We start from the raw sequence: 19,597 nt of genomic DNA on the forward strand, positions 1-19,597 counted from the left end.
CCCCGAGGGGGAGGGGACTGCAGCGAGCACGCGATCTCAGCCGTTCCCTCCCCCCAGGGGGAGGGTGGCCGGAGGCCGGGAGAGGGGAAATCGTGGCGCCTGTCCAAGCACCGCATAGCATGCGCAAACCTCCACCAACAGGCATACCGCGATGCCTGACCGCCTCACCCGAATAAAAGCCTGGCTACGCACCCACCCCGTCCGAGCCAGCCTCGCCGCTCTCCTCACCGCGTTCCTTCTCCTCGACCAGCTCTTCCCGCCGCCCGTCCCGCGCGAGGAAGCCGGCCTTGTCGTCGTCGCGCGTGACGGTTCCCCGCTGCGCGGCTGGCCGGATGCCGATGGCGTATGGCGCTACCCGGTCACGCCTGAGCAGGTGTCGCCGCGCTACCTGGATGCGCTGCTCACCTATGAAGACCGCTGGTTCCACTGGCACTTCGGCGTCAACCCGGCGGCGCTGGTGCGTGCCGGCTGGCAGTGGGCGACGCAAGGCCACATCGTGTCGGGTGGCTCGACGCTGAGCATGCAGGTGGCGCGTGCCATCGAACCCGTGCCCCGCAGCCTGCACGGCAAACTGCGCCAGATGTGTCGCGCCGTGCAGCTGGAGCTGCGCTTGTCGAAGCGCGAGATCCTCACGCTGTACCTCAACCACGCGCCCATGGGCGGCATCGTCGAGGGCGTAGAGATGGCCAGCCGCAGCTATCTCGGCAAGAGCGCTGCACAACTCTCGTCCGCCGAGGCCGCGCTGCTCGTCGTGCTGCCGCAGGCGCCGTCACGGCTGCGCCCCGACCGTCACCCGGAACGCGCACAGCGCGCCCGCGACAAGGTGCTGCGCCGCATGGCCGAACTGCATCACTGGACGCAGGCCGAGGTGGATGACGCGCTGGTCGAGCGCGTCGGCGCCAACCCGCCGCGCATAGCCTGGCTGGCGCCGCTTGCGTCGGAGCGCCTGCATCAGGCCGCGCAGCGCGACATGCGCAAGGGCGTACGGCATGTGCCCATCGTCAGCTCGACACTCGATCGCGACATGCAGGCCATGCTCGAACGCCTGCTCGCCGACCGCGTCGCGCAACTGCCGCGCTTCGTGTCGATGGCGGCACTGGTGATGGACAGCAAGACGCTCGAGGTGCTGGCCTACGCCGGCTCGGCAGACTTCTCCGATCCGCGCCGCTTCAGCCATGTCGACATGGTGCGCGGCGTGCGCTCGCCCGGCTCGACCCTCAAGCCCTTCCTCTACGCCATGGCACTCGACGAAGGGCTGATCCACTCCGAGAGCCTGATGGCCGACACGCCGCAATCCTTCGGCGGTTATGACCCCGGCAATTTCCAGGCGAACTTCTCCGGCCCGGTCAGCGTTTCGGACGCGCTACAGCGCTCACTCAACGTGCCCGCCGTCGACCTGCTCGACCGCCTCGGTCCGACGCGCTTCGCCGCGCGCCTGTCACAAGGCGGCATACGCCTGCGCCTGCCCAGCGGCGGCACGCCTAACCTCAGCATCATCCTCGGTGGCGCAGGCACGACGCTCGAAGAACTGGTCGGCAGCTATCGCGCACTGGCGATGGGCGGCATGGCCGGCGTACCACGCATCACGCCCGATGCCCCCGTGCAGGAGTCGCGCATGATGAGCGCCGGCGCGGCCTACATCATCCGCAGCATCCTCGAAGGCGGCGGCCACCCCGACCAACCCTTCGTCGAAGCCGCCGGGCCACGCCTCGCCTGGAAAACCGGCACCAGCTACGGTTTCCGCGACGCCTGGGCAGTTGGCGTGAGCGGGCGCTACACGCTCGGCGTGTGGATCGGCCGCCCGGATGGCACGCCCAACCCGGGCTTCTTCGGCGCCAACATCGCCGCCCCGCTCCTGCACCAGATGGCCAGCGCCCTGCCCGCCAGCGAACTGCCGTTTCCTGCGCAGCCCGCCGAAGTCAGTACCGCGCAGATCTGCTGGCCACTGGGTAACGCAACCGAGATTACGCCGCCAGAACACTGTCATGCCAGGCACACAGCCTGGGTGCTGCGCGGTACGATCCCGCCGACCCTGCCCGACCGATTGCGCTCGCGCAGCCTGCTCGAAACCATCTGGCTCGACCCGCACAACGGCCTGCGCACCACGCCAGCCTGCAACAAGGATGCGAAAGCGCGCGAAGTCGCACACTGGCCAGCCTTGCTGGAAGCCTGGCTACCCGCTGCACAGCGCCAGCAACTGGGCCTGGTCGCCTGGTCGCCAGATTGCCTGCAAGCCAGCTCGGTTGGCAGCGTGAAGCTGATGGGCCTGCAAGACGACGCCCGTCTGCGCCCCACGCCGGGCAAGAAGAATCTGGTGGTCAAGCTCGAAGCCGTTGGCGGCACCGGGCGCAATTTCTGGCTGCTCGACGGCCAGCAGGTCGAGCCCGCACGCGGCAAGAAACAGCAGGAATTCACCCTCACCAGCGAGGGCGCGCACAGCATCGCGGTGATGGATGCCGCTGGCCACTACGACAGCGTTTCGTTCCGCGTGGACGGGATCAGGCAATAGCAGCAGAACACGCAACAGAGACGGAATAAGCCGCCGTCGCTCAACGTTCACCAACAGGGCTTCAACTTACCGCAGCGGTGCCATACTGAATTGCGGCTTCGACATCACATTCGTTCGCGCTCACAGGAGGTCTCATGTCATTCCGGATGCATTTCCTCACCGCCGCAATCCTGCTGGGTTTGAATGCCTGCGGCTCGGTCGTCAGCATCGGCAAGCTGCAGCCCGGCGTCGCCACCGAAGCAGAGGCCACCAAAGTTGCAGGGCGCAAGCCCGAGTATGTCTGGCACAACCCTGACGGCACGCGCACGCTCGACTACTCCAACCAGGCCTTCAGCGGCACCACGAGCATGTTCGTCACCGTCGACGCGGCAGGCAAGGTGCTCGACATCAAGCGCATCGATGTCGACCCCGTCAACAACGATGTCGCTCCCGGCATGAGCCCGGACCAGGTGCGCCGCATGCTCGGCTCGCCACGCACGGTGACGACCTACATGGCCGGCGAGGAAGTGTGGGACTGGAACACGGTCACTATCGGCGGCCCCGGTCTGCTGGTACTTTTGAATGTGTACTTCAGCGGCGGCAAGGTCGTGCGGATAACGACCAAGACAATTGACCTGAATGCGAATCGACCATGAAGTGCGATGGGCAACAGTCCCTGAGCTCGCAGGAAGCCACATGCCACTCCGCCAACTCGTTCTCTGCGCCCTGCTGATCTGCCTGGGCGCCTGCGCTTCGGTCGAACGCATCGCGAGCCTCGCGCCCGGCACGTCCACCGAAGCCGACGCCACCAAGGCAGCTGGCCGCAGACCGGAGTACGTCTGGAACAACGCCGACGGCACGCGTACGCTCGATTACTCGAACCAGCCCTTCGAAGGCACCACCAGCTGGTTCGTCACCGTCGACGCGGCAGGCAAGATCCTCAAGACGCAACGCATCGAGGTCAACGCCGAGCGGAACGACGTCAGCATCGGCATGACCCCCGATCAGATACGACGCATGCTCGGCTCGCCGCGCACGGTCACTACCTACATGTCCGGCGAAGAGGTGTGGGACTGGAATACGGTGACGGTCGGCGGCCCGGGTTACCTCGTGCGTTTCAATGTGCACTTCAAGGACGGCAAGGTCGTGCGAACATCGACGAAGACGATTGACCGCAATGACTGCCGCATGTTCTTCTGCTGATCCACCCACCCCGCGAGAAACTTCATGTCACTCCGTACGCTTGCCCTCTACGTCGCCGTCCTGCTTAGCCTGGGCGCGTGCGCCACGGTCGAGAACATCGGCGAGCTTCACGTCGGCACGGCCACCGAAACCGACGCCACCAAGGCCGCCGGCCGCAAGCCCGTGTATATCTGGAACAACACGGACGGCACGCGCACGCTGGACTATTCCAACCAGCCTCTCGGTGGCACGACCAGCTGGTTCGTCACCATCGATGCGGGCGGCAAGATACTCGCCAAGCAGCGCATCGAAGTGGACCCGCGCAACAACGGTGTCGCCGTCGGCATGAGCACCGACCAGGTGCGACGCATGCTCGGCTCGCCGCGCGGCGTCGCCACCTACGTATCCGGCGAGGATGTGTGGGAATGGAATACGGACACCACGGGCGGCCCCGGTGAATACGTGCGCTTCAACGTGTATTTCCGCAATGGCGTCGTCCACCGCACGGCATCGCGCACGGTGCGCCGGGGTGAATGCAGCTCGAACATGTCCTGCTGATCTCCTCGCGCAGCCATGCTCTACACACCCCCACGCTTCGTCGAGACGAATCCGGACATCATTCGCGAGCTGATCACGGCAGCCCCGTTCGCCATGCTGATCAGCAGCGTCGAGGGCGCACCGATCGTCACACACGCCCCCGTCGTACTCGATGAGGCTGCCGGCAAGAACTGGTTCGCCGCGCATGTTGCCCGCGCCAACCCACACAGCGCGGCGCTCGGTGATGGCGCGGAAGTGCTGGTCGTCTTCAACGGCCCGCACAGCTACATCTCGCCGGGCTGGTACCAGGAGGCCTCGGTACCGACCTGGAACTACGCCGTCGTGCACCTGCGCTGCCGCGTCCACGTGCGCAGCGGCGACGACGCACAGGCCTTGCTCGACACGCTCGCCAGCACCTTCGAAGACACGGGCCAGCCGGGCCACCTGAGTCGGGAAGGGCGCGCCCGCATGCTCAACTACATCCACTGCTTCGCGCTCGAGCCCCTGCAGGTCGAGGCCAAGTTCAAGCTCTCGCAGGACGAGAGCAAGATCGATCAGCAACGCATCGTTACCAGGCTCGCCCAGCTCGAAGACGAGAACGCGCAAGGCGTGGCCAACCTCATGCTGCGCAATCTGGCGGCGGGTTTCGGCGGCTGAAACCCATCGGGGCCGGCTGGTCAATGCCTGCCCCGCCACTTATAATGCGAGACCTTCCGAGGAGCGCTGCGAGACCCCGTTCGTGTGGTCCCAGGCTCGGAAACCGCCGCCCTGCTGCGACGGCCTGATTCAACGGCGCTCACCGCTTCATGCGTTCGCGCTGGATGGTGAGTACGGGCAAGCCCGCTACCCTCATTCCCGCGAAAGCGGGAATCCAGTGACTTTCGCGCCCCCTATCAACGTCGCTGGATTCCCGCTTTCGCGGGCATGACGGTCCAAGTTCTCACGTTCAACGCGGCGCTCGCCCGTACCGAAAGAGAACCATGCAAGCCGACCGCACAGCCGAAATCCAAGCCCTCCTTAAAGACCGCATCCTCATCCTCGATGGCGGCATGGGCACCATGATCCAGCAGTACAAGCTGGGCGAAGCGGACTATCGTGGCGCGCGCTTCGCGGATTTCAATCGCGACCTCAAGGGCAACAACGACCTGCTGGTGCTGACCAAGCCCGAGGTCATCGCCGAGGTGCACAGCGAGTACCTCGACGCTGGCGCCGACATCATCGAGACCAACACCTTCAACGCCACGCGCGTGTCGCAAGCCGAGTACGGGCTCGAAGACATCGCCTATGAATTGAACGTCGAAGGCGCGCGCCTCGTGCGCCAGCTATGCGACGAATACACGGCGAAGAATCCCGCCAAGCCGCGCTTCTGTGCCGGCGTCATTGGCCCGACCTCGCGCACCCTGTCGATCTCCCCGGACGTGAACGACCCCGGCTTCCGCAACATCAGTTTCGAAGCGCTCGCCGACGACTACTACCAGTCCGCCAAGGGCCTCATGGAAGGCGGCGCCGACCTGCTGCTGATCGAGACCGTGTTCGACACGCTCAACGCCAAGGTCGCCGTGTATGCCGTGCAGAAGCTGTTCGCGGATCTCGGCCGCACGCTGCCCATCATGATCTCGGGCACCATCACCGATGCCTCGGGCCGCACGCTGTCGGGCCAGACGGCCACCGCCTTCTGGAACTCGCTCGCGCATGCCAAGCCGATTTCCTTCGGCCTCAACTGCGCGCTGGGTGCCAAGGAGCTGCGCCAGTACGTCGCCGAGATTTCCGGCATCAGCGGCACCTACATCTCCGCTCACCCGAATGCGGGTCTGCCGAATCCGCTGGCACCGACCGGCTACGACGAAACGCCCGAGCAACTCGCGGGTGACATCAAGGAATGGGCCGAGTCCGGCTTCCTCAACATCGTCGGCGGCTGCTGCGGCACCACGCCTGCGCACATCAAGGCCGTGGCTGATGTAGTGGCCAGCATCAAGCCCCGCGTACTGCCCGACATCGAAATCCGCCAGCGTCTCTCCGGCCTCGAGCCCTTCACCATCGGCAAGGGCAGCCTCTTCGTCAACGTCGGCGAGCGCAACAACGTCACCGGCTCCAAGGCCTTCGCACGCATGATCATCGAGGGCCGCTACGAAGATGCGCTGGCCGTCGCGCGCCAGCAGGTCGAGAACGGTGCGCAGGTCATCGACATCAACATGGACGAGGCCATGCTGGATTCGAAGGCCGCGATGGAGCGCTTCCTCAAGCTCATCGCCTCCGAGCCGGACATCAGCCGCGTGCCCATCATGGTCGACTCCTCCAAGTGGGAGATCATCGAGGTCGGCCTGCAATGCATCCAGGGCAAGGGCATCGTCAATTCCATCTCGATGAAGGAAGGCGAAGAAGCCTTCCTGCACCACGCGCGCCTGTGCATGCAGTACGGCGCAGCGGCGGTCGTCATGGCCTTCGACGAGAAGGGCCAGGCCGACACGTACGCACGCAAGATCGAGATCTGCGAGCGCGCCTACAAGCTGCTCACGGGCATCGGCTTTCCACCTGAAGACATCATCTTCGACGCCAACATCTTCGCCATCGCCACCGGTATCGAAGAGCACAACAACTACGCCGTCGACTTCATCGAAGCCGTGCGCTGGATTCACACCAACCTGCCCTACGCCAAGACCAGCGGCGGCGTGTCCAACGTCAGCTTCTCGTTCCGCGGCAACGAGCCCGTGCGCGAAGCCATCCACACGGTGTTCCTGTACCACGCCATCAAGGCCGGCCTGACCATGGGCATCGTCAACGCCGGCCAGCTCGGCGTGTATGACGACCTCGACCCGGTGCTGCGCGAAAAGGTCGAAGACGTCGTATTGAATCGTCATCCCGACGCAGGCGAACGCCTCGTCGAGATCGCCACCACCGTCAAAGGTCAGGCCAAGGAGTCCACGCAGGATCTCGCCTGGCGCGAATGGCCCGTCGAAGAGCGCCTGTCGCACGCCCTCGTCAAAGGCATCACGCAGTTCGTCGTCGAAGACACCGAGGAAGTACGCGCCAAGCTCTTCGCTGAAGGCAAGCCGCCACTCGCCGTCATCGAAGGTCCGCTGATGGCCGGCATGGCCGTCGTCGGCGACCTGTTCGGTGCAGGCAAGATGTTCCTGCCGCAAGTCGTGAAGTCGGCACGCGTCATGAAGTCCGCCGTCGCGCATCTGATTCCCTACATCGAGGAAGAGAAGAAGCGCACCGGCGCAGCCGGCAAGGGCAAGATCATCATGGCGACCGTGAAGGGCGACGTGCATGACATCGGCAAGAACATCGTCGGCGTCGTCTTGAGCTGCAACGGCTACGAAGTCATCGACCTCGGCGTCATGGTGCCGACCGAGAAGATCCTGCACGCCGCCAAGGAACACGGCGCACAGGTGATCGGGCTGTCCGGCCTCATCACGCCCTCGCTCGAAGAGATGAGCTTCGTCGCCAGCGAGATGCAGCGCCAGGGCTTCGACATTCCGCTGCTGATCGGCGGCGCGACGACCAGCCGCGCACACACCGCCATCAAGATCGCCCCGCACTACGAACAACCCATCGTGTACGTGCCGGACGCCTCGCGCGCCGTCGGCGTCGTTACGAGCCTGCTCAGCATCGACGGCCGCGCCAGCTTCGTCGCCGAGATCGCGGCCGACTACGAGAAGGTACGCACGCAACACGCGGCAAAGGCCGGCGTGAAACTCGTGACGCTGGACGCAGCGCGTGAGAACCGCTTCAAGTGGAACAATGATCCGGCCTATGTGCCTGCAAAACCCGCACGCCCCGGCACACAGCGCCTGCGCAACATCGACCTCGCGACGCTCGCCGAATACATCGACTGGGGCCCCTTCTTCCAGACCTGGGACCTCGCCGGCCCCTACCCTGCGATCCTCACCGACAAGGTTGTCGGCGAGACGGCGACCAACGTCTTCAACGACGCGCAGAAGATGCTCAAGCAGGCCATCGACCAGCGCTGGATCGAAGTGCACGCCGTCTTCGGCCTCTACCCCGCCGCGACGAAGAACGACAGCGTACTGATCTACAAGGACGAATCGCGCAGCGAAGTCGTCGCGCAATGGCACGGCCTGCGTCAGCAACACGAACGCCCCGAAGGCAAGCCTAACTACTGCCTCAGCGACTTCATCGCCGATGCAGACAGCGGCACGCCTGACTGGATCGGCGCCTTCGCCGTCAGCGCTGGCCGCAACCTCGAAAAGCGCATCGCCGACTACGAAGCCGCACACGACGACTACCACGCCATCATGCTCAAGGCCATTGCCGACCGCTTCGCTGAAGCCTGCGCCGAATGGCTGCACCAGCGTGTCCGCAAGGAGTACTGGGCTTATGTACCCAATGAGGCACTAAGCAACGATGAGATGATCGCCGAGAAATACGTTGGCATCCGCCCCGCTCCCGGCTATCCGGCCTGCCCGGATCACACGGCCAAGGGCGAGCTGTTCAAGCTCATTAACCCCACGGAAGCCATCGGCCTGGAGCTCACCGAAACCTTCGCGATGAATCCCGCTGCGGCCGTGTCAGGCTTCTACCTCGCCCACCCCGAAGCGCATTACTTTGCGGTGAGCAAGATTGCGGACGACCAGCTGAAGGATTGGGCGCAGCGCGCGAGCTTCAGCGAAGGGGAAGCGAAGCGGTGGTTGGCGCCGTTGTTGTGATGCTGATGGTATGAACGAGAACGGGCCGCAAATCGCGGCCCGTTTTTCGTTCTGCGTACAACGAACACCCCAGGTAGGGCGGAACTCCTCCGGAGGTTCCGCCTCCAGGTTTTGCTCCGGCCGCGAGGTCGCCATCTTGTGCCGTGTTTGTGAGGTACAACACAGACAGGCTTTGTTCGAGTGAGGGTGTCGCCTTCCGGCGGCTGGCGGAACCTCCCGAGGAGTTCCGCCCTACCCATTGCATCGCGTTGATGAGGTCTGTACCCGGTAACGTGATTTAGGCGTTTTTGTTGCTTGTGGCGAGTGTCAACAAGAAGACGCTGCGCCTGGAACGTCGGCATTTTTTCCTGTGCTAGCATGATTTTGGCTGTGCATCTTCAGCCACATCCAAAAACCAGAATCAGAGACATCAAGTCCTCAAAGGAGATAGTCATGCCTGCAATTTCATTTCCCGTCAGATCGCTCAGATTACCCATTATGGGTTTTCTGATGCTTTCCTCTTCTGCCGCTTTTCAAGCCAGCGCAGCTGACACCAGCGGCATTCCTTCGAAGCCGACATCGCCCATTGTCGTGCAGAGTGGCCAGACCTATGACTTCGGCGGCCGCACGCTGGATGGCAGCAACATCAAGGACAACGGTTTGTTCCGCTGCTGGGGTCAAGACAAGGTGACGATCAAGAACGTGACGGTGACAAACAATCCGCGTTATGCGCTTCTCGCTCGCAACTGCACCAATGCCACCATCACCAACTTCAAGATGACCAAGATGGCGAACAGCGCGGGTGGCATCCGCTTCGATATCGACGGCATCTCCGACGGCCTGAAGATGGACAAGATCACGGGCACGGACGTGGGCGGGCAGGCCATCGAGATCTGGAATGCAAATGGCTTCACCATTGGTGATGTCCGCATTGACCGCTCCGGTGGCAGCGGACTGTTGCTGGATGGGAGCAAGAACGGAACAATTGGCACCGTGACCGGCACCTACAACAACCAGGGCGGCGGCTATGCAACGTTCCGCGTCGCCAACAGCAATGGTCCCAACATCCGCGTCAAGAAGGTCTATTCACGCAACTCAGGGCGCGGTTTCTTCAGTGTGAGCAAGAGCGGCGGGGTCACGATCGACACGGTGGATATCGCTTCCTCGACGAGCGAAGGTATCTACATACAGGACTCCACCAACACCAAAGTGCTGAGTGGCAAGGTACGCGGCACGCCTAACTGCCGCATCCGTGGTGGTTCGGGCAATTCCATCGCAGCGGACTGCGGTGGTGCAATCCAGAATTAAGTTGCACCCAAGATGGAAATGAGGGGCGCGGATTCTTGCTCCCCTCATGAGCCAGCCGATTTCTCGCCTTCCGCGATGATTGGGATTGTCCTTGCAGCGCGCGTCTCGAGCAATGCGATTCCAGCGGATCACGCGCCTGTCTCCGCACGGCGCCGATTACGGGCCCGCGCGTTGGAGGCACCAGCGGAATGGTGCGCAATGCGCACCCTACTCATCGTTGCATTGCCCGAAGCCCGCCTTGTGTGTGGGGCGTGATGGCCCTCAGTCTGGCTTGCGGGTTGCTGGGTGGCAGAGCTTAGGGGGCCGCCGCTTTCCGCGCACCAATGGTGGTTGCTGCGCGCCACCCCCTACGTCTTTGCCGCCAAGCCGCTGACGGCTAGACTTGCTGCTCCCTAATGCAGCTCCGGACACCTGAATGCCCAACACCCAGCCCCTCGACCTCGCCCTGTGCGACGCGCTGCTCCAGCGCTATCAGCCCGACATCGATGCCATGACCGGCAAGGGCTGGGACCACTCCAACAGTGCGATCCTGAGTGGCATGGCCAAAGCATTCGTCCGCCATCACAAGCCTGAGCACCTCGAATACATCCGCCGCTTCGTCGATCGCTTCGTGGCGGAAGACGGTAGCGTCAGCCACCTCTCCGACACGCTCGACGAGATGCATCCCGGCGTGCTGTGCCTGTTCATGTTCGAGCAGACCGGGCAGGAGAAATATCGGCAAGCAGCTCGCATCATGCGTGACCACTTCCTGGGCACACCTGACAAGCCCAGCGCTTTCCGGCGCACGACCGAGGGCGGCTACTGGCACAAGAACATGGAGAAGTACCGCAACGTCATGACGGTGGACGGGATCTACATGATCTATCCCTTCCTCGCGCAGTACGCGGCGCGCTTTGGCGATGACGAAGCGCTGGCTACCGTCGTGCGGCAGATCCTCATGATCTCCGAGCGCTCGTTCAATACCACCAGCGGCCTGCCCTATCACGCCTGGCATGCCGAGAAGAACTTCCCCTGGGCCAACCCGATCACCGGCACTTCGTCGCAGTTCTGGAGTCGCGCCTCGGGCTGGTTTGCGATGGGTCTGGTCGACGTGCTCGATGCCATGCCTGCCGACCACGCCGGTCGCGCGACACTGCTGTTCCTGCTCAGGAGCCTGGCCGAAGGCGTGGCCCGCCATCAGCACGCGGATGGCTTGTGGTACCAGGTGCTGGACCATGCTGGCAAGGCAGGCAACTTTCCGGAGTCCAGCGCCACCGGCATGCTGGTCTATGCCTTGCAGAAAGGCGTGCGCACGGGTTTGCTGCCGCAACAGTACGCCAGCAACGCCAGCCGTGGCTGGCAGGCTCTCCAGACACACATCGCGTACTTCAGCGACGGCGGGCCGCAGGTACGCTCCGTGGCGCCCGCGATGGGCGTGCAGGTGGACTACGCCGCCTACATCGGCATCCGTCCGGTCGAGGTGCCGTGCGCGCAAGGCGTGCAGCATCCGCATGGCTACATCGGCGCCTTGATGGCGGCGGCGGAGATGGCGTAAGGCCGTAGTCCTGCCCCCGCGCAGCCGGTGTTTGCCGGCCCGCGAAGCCTCCGGCATGTACAGGTAGGCACACACGCCAATGTCGCAGGTCGCATGCTGGTAGGCTGTGGCCGATGACAAGGACAGGCGAAGTGCATAGATTCACCACGCTCGATGGCATGCGTGGCGTGGCTGCATTGGCGGTGGTGATCCTCCACGTGACGCAGCACACCAGCCGCGCCTATTTCGCCGGTGCGGCACTGGCCGTGGACCTGTTTTTCTGCCTGAGCGGTTTCGTGATCGCGCACTCCTATCTCGATCGCCTGAATGGCTCGATGTCTGCAGGTGAGTTCATCTTGAGACGGGTGGTGCGCCTCTATCCGATGTTCTTCATCGGTCTGTGTATCGGCGCCGCTGCCTTGCTGGTCAAATCTGCAATGGGGCAGACAAGCCTCGATGGGTCACAGGCCGTCGCTGCGATCCTTCTCAATGCAGCCTACCTGCCCTACATAGCCGACTTCTTCGTCATCGTCGGGAAGGACGCCATTCCGAGCGCGATATTTCCCACCAATGATCCCGCCTGGTCGCTGTTCTTCGAGTTCGTCGCCAACCTGCTGTTCTGTCTTGCCGCGCTCAAGGCCACGCAATTGCGCTTCCTGATCCTGAGCGTCATCGGTGTCGTCTGGCTCGCGATATGGCAGAAGACCGGGGGCGATGCGACGCCGGGCTGGGGTGCGGAGAACCTGCAGGGCGGCTTCCCGCGAGTAGTGCTGGGCTTCTTTTCCGGCGTGGTGGTTCATCACGTTTTCAGGAGGTACGAGCGCAGGCTGCCTGTCATCAATTCGCTGAGCCTGATGCTGGTGCTGTGCCTCGTACTGTGGCATCGATGGTCCGCAGGCATCTGGTTCCTGAGCGCGGTCTTGTTGGCGCCCCTGCTCGTTCTGCTCGGTGCGGCGTCCACCACGAAGTCCGCGATACTGGTCAGGTCGTTCAACTATCTCGGCTGGATTTCATATCCCATCTACTGCCTGCACTTTCCGATCTACTCGCTATTCACCTCGCTGACGCACGAGCAGAATCCGGGGTTGCTCGCGGCAGCCGTGTGTATTCCCGTGTCCTGGGCCATTGCGCATCTGGCAACGAAGCATATCGAGGAGCCCGTCCGCCGGCGACTTGCCAATGTGTATCCACGAGTCCGGCCGAAAGGACTTCGCGGTTCCGTCTAGGCTGTTCCAGCCCTCACCCTAGTCCCACCACAACTCGACCCTGTTGCCCGACGAGGTGATCATCTCCTTGATGAGGCCCACGTCCTCGAGATCCATGCAGAACTCCAGCAGCTCCTGCGCGAAGGCGTCGAGGTCTTCGGGCAGGCGCTGCAACGTGAAGCCGACGGAGTCGGTCTCCGCGCTGTGGATGCGGATGCCGAAGCGACGATCGTAATCCTGCAGGGTGCGGATAATGTCTTCGGTACCCAGATCGTGGTTCACCGCATCCGTGCGGGCGACGCGCAGGCAGTCGAAGCGCGAGGCGGCGCGAATGACCACCAGCTCGGCCATGCCATCGTGCTTCTCCTCGCCGAGCCAGCGCGTGGATCCGATGTAGCACCGCCAGCCGGTTGGCAGTGCGCGCGTCAGTTTGCGCTGGAGCGCGTAGGACTGCGCCTCCGGCACCAGCACCATGCTCACGCTCTCGTCGCGGGCACGGCCGAAATCGTAGGTCGCGTAGCGATGCAGCTTGCCTCCCGTAATCTGCACCATCAGTGCATCGGCATCTTCGCGTGTCATGGATGCGGTCGGCAGCGCAGGCTGCTCGCTGGCTGACGCCACTTCGGTCATCACGGCCTCGAGATTCACGCGTGCCGATCGTGTTTCGGGGTGATCCATGCCGAGCCGCTTTTCGCGACTGGCGAGCACCAGGCGCCCCATCTGCACGGCACGCGCCGCGTCACCGCGCCGTGCATAGATCGAGCCGAGATTGTGCCGGCCCGTCTCCAGCGACACGTCATCGGCGGAGAGGTGCTGCTCCTTGATAGCGAGCGCGCGCTCGAACATGTCCTGCGCCTGCGGTAGTTTGCCGAGATGGTCGTAGACCATGCCGATGCCATTGAAGCTGGCGGCCACGACGGGCATCGGGATATCCATGCCGGCCTTCTTGCGCTCGATCACTTTCTGATGCATGCGGCCGGCTTCTGGCAGGCGCTTGAGGTTCACCAGCGTGATGCCATAGTTGTTGGCGGTCTCCGCCCAGATCCTCGGATCGACGTCGGCGCCTTCTGGCGACAACGCGAAGGCTTCGGCATAGGTTTGCGCAGCCGTTGCGCCATCGCCGATGGTGTCCTGACTGACCGCAAGATTGTTGAGCGCATTGAAGCATGAGCCGATGCTCGCGCCACCTTCCTGCAACAGACTCATCTGGCGCTCACGCCAAGTGGTCGCATCGTCCGGGCGGCCACACTGGTCGTAGAGCAGCGCCAGGTTGTTGCAGAGCGCGCGCAGCCCCTCTACGCCGCTCTCACGCGTTTCCTCTTCGGCAATCAGTTGCTTGAACTGGGCTTCGGCCTCTTCGAAGCGACGATTCCGGCGCAGCATCTCCGCCAGGTTGCTGCGACACACGTAGGTGCTGTCATGCTCCGGCCCGTACGCCACCGCCGACAGCAGTGCGGCTTGCTCCGCAGCCGACCATGCCTCGCGGGCGCGTCCATCGCGGAGCGCTGCGCTGACTTCTGCGTTTGCTTCGTTCGCCAACCGGGCCACGGCGTCATTGCCCAACTCGCGGGCCGTCGTCGTGACATCACGGCGCAGGGGCTCGGCCATCGCAGGCTCTTCCAGGCTCAGCGACAGGAGATTGCACTGGGCGCGCAACAAGGCTTCGTCAGGTGCGGCGTGACGGCGACGCAATGCCACCTCACGCCGGATCAGGGGCAGCGCTTCCCGCGCTTCGTCGCGCTGCAGATGGAGGGCCGCGAGCTGTCGCAAGGCATCAGCCTGTTCGTCATGCAGCGCAGGGAATCTCTCGCGCAAGGCGATGCCGCGCCGCAGGTAGGTCATGGTCTCCTCAGGATGACCCGCGATATCGTGGAAGTTGGCCAGCGCGCCGAGGAGGGGCAGCACGATCTCAGGGTCGTTGCCGAGGCTGTTCTCTGCGATGTCCAGCACGCGCTCGCCGATGCGGATGGCCTCTGGATAGTCGTCCCGCTCCGCCGCGCTGCTGAGGCGCTGACTGAGAGTCATGAATTCGGCCGTGACCTGCTCGAGGTCTTCGGCCGTCGCCATGCCGGGCTCGTCATTGCGTCCGGTTTCGAGGTTCCGGAAGAAGCAGCGCCAGATCAGCCATGCACCAGCCACCAGTGCGAACAAGACCAGAATATCCATTCGTCCTCATCCAGGAATCCCGACAGGCTGGCGGGCCTGACGATTCTGGGCGACGGCACGGTCCGGCGCAATCCGGAGCTGACGAAAATGTTGTTCTCCCACGAACGGCGCACCCGGCGCTTGTGGTCGGCCGCGGCGAGGTGTTTCCCGGGCCATCTCTCAAGGCTCCGCACACCATCATGGACATGTTCATGGCCGCGCATGCCACACCAGACAGGCCAGATCGAGTATCCACGCGATCAATTCAGCGATTTGTCATGCGCGATAGGGGAATCCGCGCTAGCATTTCCATCAGAAACGACAAGATTGCTACCGGACTGCCTGCAGCTCCGCCAACTGCGGGGCGATTGCGACGTACCAACGTATCAGACGGGAGTATATGCAGGGGACTTACGACTCCGTTCTTGTTCTGCTGTCCATCCTGACAGCAGTGATTGCTTCGTTCGTGGCGCTGGACATGGCCTCGCGTGTTGCCGCAGCAGCCAGCCATCCACGTCGCGCAGCTCTCTGGCTGGCCGCCGGGGCGCTGGCGATGGGCACCGGCATCTGGGCCATGCACTTCGTCGGCATGCTGGCTTTTTCCCTGCCGATACCGCTGGCCTATGATGTCCGCATCACGCTCGCGTCCTGGTTGGTGGCGGTGTTGTCCTCCGCGCTGGCACTGCACACGGTGAGCCGTGCCGTGCTGGGCTGGCCCCGCCTCGTGACCGCCGGACTGGTGATGGGTCTGGGCATCGCGACCATGCATTACCTCGGCATGGAGGCCCTGCAGATGCAGCCACGCATCCGCTACGATCCGCTGCTGTTCACGCTGTCCATCCTGTTTGCCGTCGCCGCCGCGACAGCCGCCCTGCTGATCACCTTCCGCCTGCGTCACGAAGAAGTCATCAGCGGCCTGCGCAAACGCCTGTTCAGCGCCCTGGTCATGGGTTGCGCCATCGTCGGCATGCATTACACCGGCATGGCCGCTGCGGGGTTTGCCGCAGACAGCATCTGCCGTGCAGGGCAGGCCGGTGCAGCAGGCATTGGCGGCGCGTGGCTGGGCTTCACCATCAGCGGGCTGGCAGCGCTGTTCCTGCTGACAACACTTCTCAGTTCGATCTATGGCGCGATTCCGCCCACGGTGCGCTCACGCCTCGTCTTCCTCATCGTTGCAACCGTCCTGCCCGTGTCGGTGATGGCCGTCGTCACCATGCTGTATGGCTACCAGCGTGAGCACCACCAGCAGGTCGACAACCTGATCATCCGCGCGCGCACCCTGGCTGCGGCGGTAGACACGGAAGTCGCCAGCGTCGAGGCGGGTCTGCTCGCGCTTTCCACGTCGCGCATGCTGTCCTCGGGAAATATCGAGGCGTTCGAGATCCAGGCAGAGGAGGCCGCTAGGCATCTGGATGTCGGCGTCATCACGCTTCAGGACATGGACGGCGCCGTACTGGCAAGCTCGCGCTTCTCCTCGAGCGGTGAGCGCACCAAGGCTCATCATGGCGCCAGCGTCTCGATTTCACTGCCCGCCACGAATGGCGCCCACTCACCTGCAGGCCAGCGCATCCTGCGCGCCGAGCTGAAAGCCGACTACATGCAGGATCTGCTGAGAGCCCAGCATGTGGACACGGACTGGATCGTGGCGATTTATGACGCGAACGGCGCAATCGTCGCGCGTAGTCACGACTACGAACGCTTCGCAGGCTCCAGCGCAACGCCCTTGTTGCACAAGCGCGCCATGGAAGTGAACGAGGACTCGCTGGAAACGAGCTCGCTCGAGGGCATTCCCGTGCTGCTGGCCTTCAGCCGCTCGGCCAGCACGGGCTGGTCGACTTCGATCAGCATCCCGCGCACCTCCTTGAATGCTCCCCTGCTGGCCTCACTGGCCTGGCTGCTGGCGGGGCTGCTGACAATGCTGGCCGCCAGCTTGCTGCTGGCCTGGAAGATAGGCGGCACCATCGCCAATGCCGTCGAAGCGCTGACCGACCCGGCGCTGGCGCTCGGCACGGGTATCGCCGTCACGGTGCCACCGCTGGGCCTGACCGAAGCCGACAAGGTGGGCGCTGCGCTCACACAGGCAGCGCGCCTGCTCGATGCAGCCCAACACGAAGCCAACCACGACGCGCTGACGGGACTGGCGAATCGCTTGCTCTTCCGTCAGATGGTGCATCAGCAACTGGCGCTGGCCCAACGCAACCGCACGGGACTGGCCGTGCTCTACGTGGACCTCGATGGCTTCAAGGCCATCAACGACACCCATGGCCATGCCATCGGCGATGCCCTGCTACGTCAGGCCGCCATGCGCCTGCTCAGGAATGTGCGCGCCTGCGATCTGGTGGCCCGTCTGGGCGGTGACGAGTTCGCCGTGGCACTGATCAACCCGGGCACGGCGGGCGCCGCCATGGTGGCGGAGAAGTTCGTCAACAGCCTGTCCGAGCCGTTCCGCATCGAAGACCTGTCACTGTCGATTTCGGCCAGTGTGGGCGTCGCGGATCACAGCCCGGAGTCGGTGCTTACGCACACGAGCGGCGAAGTGCTGATCGAGCAGGCCGACGCCGCCATGTACGAAGCCAAGCAGTCGGGCAAGTGCCGTTTCGTACTGGCCGGCGGGCTGGCTACGGGTTGAACGTCGCGGACCCGCGCGGCATTCAGCCAGATCGATCGGTATCGGTACTGCCTTGCATGCTGCGGTAGAAGCGCAGGAATTCGTCTGCCGGCAAGGCTTTCGAGTACAGCCAGCCTTGCGCGAAGTCGACCTCGCGCGCTCGCAGGTAGTCTGCCTGGGCCTGTGTCTCGACGCCCTCGGCGACGATGGAGAGTTGCAGACTCCTGGCCATATCGATGATGTGCGCAATGACGGGCCCGGACACGGCATCGATACCTATCGTGGCGACGAACGACTTGTCGATCTTGAGCGCATCCACTGGCAGACCCTGCAGGTATTGCAGGCTCGAATAGCCAGTACCGAAATCATCTATAGCCGTCGTGTGACCCAGCTCGCGTGATCGCGCGAGGGTGGCACGTGCCGCGTCGGCATCGACGAAGCCACGCTCCGTCACCTCCAGCCATATCTGGCTGGCATTCACGCCATGCCTGCCGACCGTGCGCGTGATGACGGCAAGCGCACGACCGCTGCAGACATCGTCGGCAGCGAGATTGATGGCGATGTGCAGGGCCTGATCCGCGCGCAGCGCAGCGCCCATCTCGCGCAGGACGATGTCGACCACCTGATCGGTAATGGGCTGGATGAGCCCGCTATCCTCTGCCAGCGGGATGAACAGGTCCGGGCGCACCAGCGCGCCGTCCGGCCGCCGCCAGCGCACCAGCGCTTCGGCCCCCACGCAACGCCCGGTGCGCAGATCGATGGTGGGCTGGTAATGAACCAGGAATTCCTTGCGACGCACGGCCACGCCAAGTTCGGCAAGCGGCGAGAGGCGCTTGTGCGAGAGGAAGGTCACCAGTGCAACGATGAACAGCCCGATGAACAGCCCCAGCGGCAACATCCAGCGCTGCTGGCGTCTTAACTCGGGCAGCACGTCGCGCTTGTGCTGGACCGCGATGGCCTGCCATGACGCGCGCTTTGCGATGGCGTGAAGATGGGGATGCTCCTTCGAGTCGGGTCGCCCCATCAGGATGTCTGCGATCACACCCGTATCGCGTGCGCCGGACTCGGCTATGACGTTGCCGTCATTGCTGGCGAAAGCCAGGTGAATGCCGTCGTCCGCGATGACATCGGCAAACCTGCCTGCGTTGACCAGAACGTCATATGAACCGGCACGCAGGGCCAGCACCGGCTCACCGTTGAGGACGCGACCCTGCATCTTCGTGACCACCTCGACGCCGCCCGGGCCCACGTAATCCGCGTGCCCCCACGCCACCGGCCGGTCGACACGCCCCCAGGATGTACACACCAGCCGCTGCTTCTCGTAGTAGCCAGCCTCCTCTACCGCACGGTTGCCGATCACGATCTGCCGCATCAGCTCGATGTGCTCCCGCGAGCAGGGCGGAGCGGTCAGTACCGAGAGTTCGCCGAGCGCAGCCTCGGCTTGTGTGGCGGTGAGTTCCGCACGCTCGATCACGCGTGCAGCGAAGGACTGGAGCTTGGCCTGCTCGTCACGCAGCGCCACATGCCAGGACAGCCATGCCATCAGGGAGATCGGCGCTGCAGCGCCGATGGTGGCCATGACCATGCCCAGCAACGCAACCTTCAAACGGTCCATCACTCCTCCCTCCATGCCGCTCGATCGCGACCTGCCGGATCAGCAAAGATCTGACCCCGGATGAATACGGCCCGCTCGCGCGGAGCATCGCCCTGTGCAATGACTGCGGCATTGCCGGAGCACCCCCGACAACTGTACCGCCTTTCCCGCAGAAAGCCCCAGGCAACGCAGCTGCTGCCCGGACACACACGGCCGACCGGGCAGTCTCCTTGATGCGCAAGTACGCCCTCGCGCGACAGCGTCACGAATCTCCTCAGCACTCGATAGACGCGCTTCACGCTTGTAAATCCGTGTAAATGTTTGCACTGCGAACGGCTTTGGCGTGTCGAATGAACATGACCATACGG

12 protein-coding genes and 1 riboswitch are annotated in these 19,597 nt (G+C 63.9%); of the genes, 10 read left to right on the forward strand and 2 right to left on the reverse strand.

What is annotated here, in order from left to right:
- The first annotated feature begins 151 nt into the window (after positions 1-151).
- From pbpC to VVD49_RS02615, 9 genes are all read left to right on the forward strand, one after another.
- Positions 152-2,509, forward strand: coding sequence for a penicillin-binding protein 1C (gene pbpC / locus VVD49_RS02575; RefSeq protein ID WP_327597560.1), 2,358 nt, complete (start codon positions 152-154; stop codon positions 2,507-2,509).
- 134 nt (positions 2,510-2,643) lie between these two features.
- The gene (locus VVD49_RS02580; RefSeq protein WP_327597561.1) at positions 2,644-3,144 is read left to right on the forward strand and encodes a hypothetical protein; all 501 of its coding nucleotides are present in this window, start codon (positions 2,644-2,646) and stop codon (positions 3,142-3,144) included.
- A 40-nt stretch (positions 3,145-3,184) separates the two neighbouring features.
- Positions 3,185-3,691 (forward strand): hypothetical protein, encoded by a 507-nt coding sequence (locus VVD49_RS02585; protein WP_327597562.1) that lies wholly within the window; start codon positions 3,185-3,187, stop codon positions 3,689-3,691.
- Between the two features lie 24 nt (positions 3,692-3,715).
- Entirely contained in the window at positions 3,716-4,228 is a 513-nt protein-coding gene (locus VVD49_RS02590) for a hypothetical protein (RefSeq protein ID WP_327597563.1), read from the forward strand.
- A 15-nt stretch (positions 4,229-4,243) separates the two neighbouring features.
- Complete coding sequence (locus tag VVD49_RS02595) at positions 4,244-4,864, forward strand: FMN-binding negative transcriptional regulator (RefSeq protein WP_327597564.1); 621 nt, start codon at positions 4,244-4,246, stop codon at positions 4,862-4,864.
- A gap of 52 nt (positions 4,865-4,916) precedes the next feature.
- Positions 4,917-5,012: riboswitch (S-adenosyl-L-homocysteine riboswitch) on the forward strand.
- Between the two features lie 175 nt (positions 5,013-5,187).
- The gene (gene metH, locus VVD49_RS02600; protein WP_327597565.1) at positions 5,188-8,877 is read left to right on the forward strand and encodes a methionine synthase; all 3,690 of its coding nucleotides are present in this window, start codon (positions 5,188-5,190) and stop codon (positions 8,875-8,877) included.
- A gap of 489 nt (positions 8,878-9,366) precedes the next feature.
- Positions 9,367-10,164 carry a right-handed parallel beta-helix repeat-containing protein gene (locus tag VVD49_RS02605; RefSeq protein WP_327597566.1) on the forward strand — a complete coding sequence of 266 codons (798 nt, stop codon included), beginning with the start codon at positions 9,367-9,369 and terminating at the stop codon, positions 10,162-10,164.
- Positions 10,165-10,579: 415 nt separating this feature from the next.
- Complete coding sequence (locus tag VVD49_RS02610) at positions 10,580-11,698, forward strand: glycoside hydrolase family 88/105 protein (RefSeq protein WP_327597567.1); 1,119 nt, start codon at positions 10,580-10,582, stop codon at positions 11,696-11,698.
- Between the two features lie 131 nt (positions 11,699-11,829).
- Positions 11,830-12,903: an acyltransferase family protein gene (locus VVD49_RS02615; RefSeq protein WP_327597568.1), complete on the forward strand. Its 1,074-nt coding sequence runs from the start codon at positions 11,830-11,832 to the stop codon at positions 12,901-12,903.
- 18 nt (positions 12,904-12,921) lie between these two features.
- On the opposite strand, the gene VVD49_RS02620 is transcribed toward VVD49_RS02615, so the two are convergent.
- Positions 12,922-15,048, reverse strand: a complete 2,127-nt coding sequence (locus VVD49_RS02620) for a tetratricopeptide repeat protein (protein WP_327597569.1) — start codon at positions 15,046-15,048, stop codon at positions 12,922-12,924.
- A 379-nt stretch (positions 15,049-15,427) separates the two neighbouring features.
- Between VVD49_RS02620 and VVD49_RS02625 the strand changes: the two genes are divergently transcribed.
- Positions 15,428-17,656, forward strand: coding sequence for an MHYT domain-containing protein (locus VVD49_RS02625; protein ID WP_327597570.1), 2,229 nt, complete (start codon positions 15,428-15,430; stop codon positions 17,654-17,656).
- A gap of 22 nt (positions 17,657-17,678) precedes the next feature.
- Here the strand turns inward: VVD49_RS02625 and VVD49_RS02630 are convergent, their stop codons facing one another.
- Entirely contained in the window at positions 17,679-19,250 is a 1,572-nt protein-coding gene (locus VVD49_RS02630; protein WP_327597571.1) for an EAL domain-containing protein, read from the reverse strand.
- Between the last annotated feature and the right edge of the window lie 347 nt (positions 19,251-19,597).

The organism is Uliginosibacterium silvisoli (assembly GCF_036017035.1).
Taxonomy (GTDB): Bacteria; Pseudomonadota; Gammaproteobacteria; order Burkholderiales; family Rhodocyclaceae; genus Viridibacterium; species Viridibacterium silvisoli.

What these genes read in the sequence shown, in the direction of transcription:
- pbpC (WP_327597560.1), top strand. Translation starts at nt 152, where the DNA reads ATGCCTGACCGCCTCACCCGAATAAAAGCCTGGCTACGCACCCACCCC.
- VVD49_RS02580 (WP_327597561.1), top strand. Translation starts at nt 2,644, where the DNA reads ATGTCATTCCGGATGCATTTCCTCACCGCCGCAATCCTGCTGGGTTTG.
- VVD49_RS02585 (WP_327597562.1), top strand. Translation starts at nt 3,185, where the DNA reads ATGCCACTCCGCCAACTCGTTCTCTGCGCCCTGCTGATCTGCCTGGGC.
- VVD49_RS02590 (WP_327597563.1), top strand. Translation starts at nt 3,716, where the DNA reads ATGTCACTCCGTACGCTTGCCCTCTACGTCGCCGTCCTGCTTAGCCTG.
- VVD49_RS02595 (WP_327597564.1), top strand. Translation starts at nt 4,244, where the DNA reads ATGCTCTACACACCCCCACGCTTCGTCGAGACGAATCCGGACATCATT.
- metH (WP_327597565.1), top strand. Translation starts at nt 5,188, where the DNA reads ATGCAAGCCGACCGCACAGCCGAAATCCAAGCCCTCCTTAAAGACCGC.
- VVD49_RS02605 (WP_327597566.1), top strand. Translation starts at nt 9,367, where the DNA reads ATGCTTTCCTCTTCTGCCGCTTTTCAAGCCAGCGCAGCTGACACCAGC.
- VVD49_RS02610 (WP_327597567.1), top strand. Translation starts at nt 10,580, where the DNA reads ATGCCCAACACCCAGCCCCTCGACCTCGCCCTGTGCGACGCGCTGCTC.
- VVD49_RS02620 (WP_327597569.1), bottom strand. Translation starts at nt 15,048, where the DNA reads ATGGATATTCTGGTCTTGTTCGCACTGGTGGCTGGTGCATGGCTGATC.
- VVD49_RS02625 (WP_327597570.1), top strand. Translation starts at nt 15,428, where the DNA reads ATGCAGGGGACTTACGACTCCGTTCTTGTTCTGCTGTCCATCCTGACA.
- VVD49_RS02630 (WP_327597571.1), bottom strand. Translation starts at nt 19,250, where the DNA reads ATGGACCGTTTGAAGGTTGCGTTGCTGGGCATGGTCATGGCCACCATC.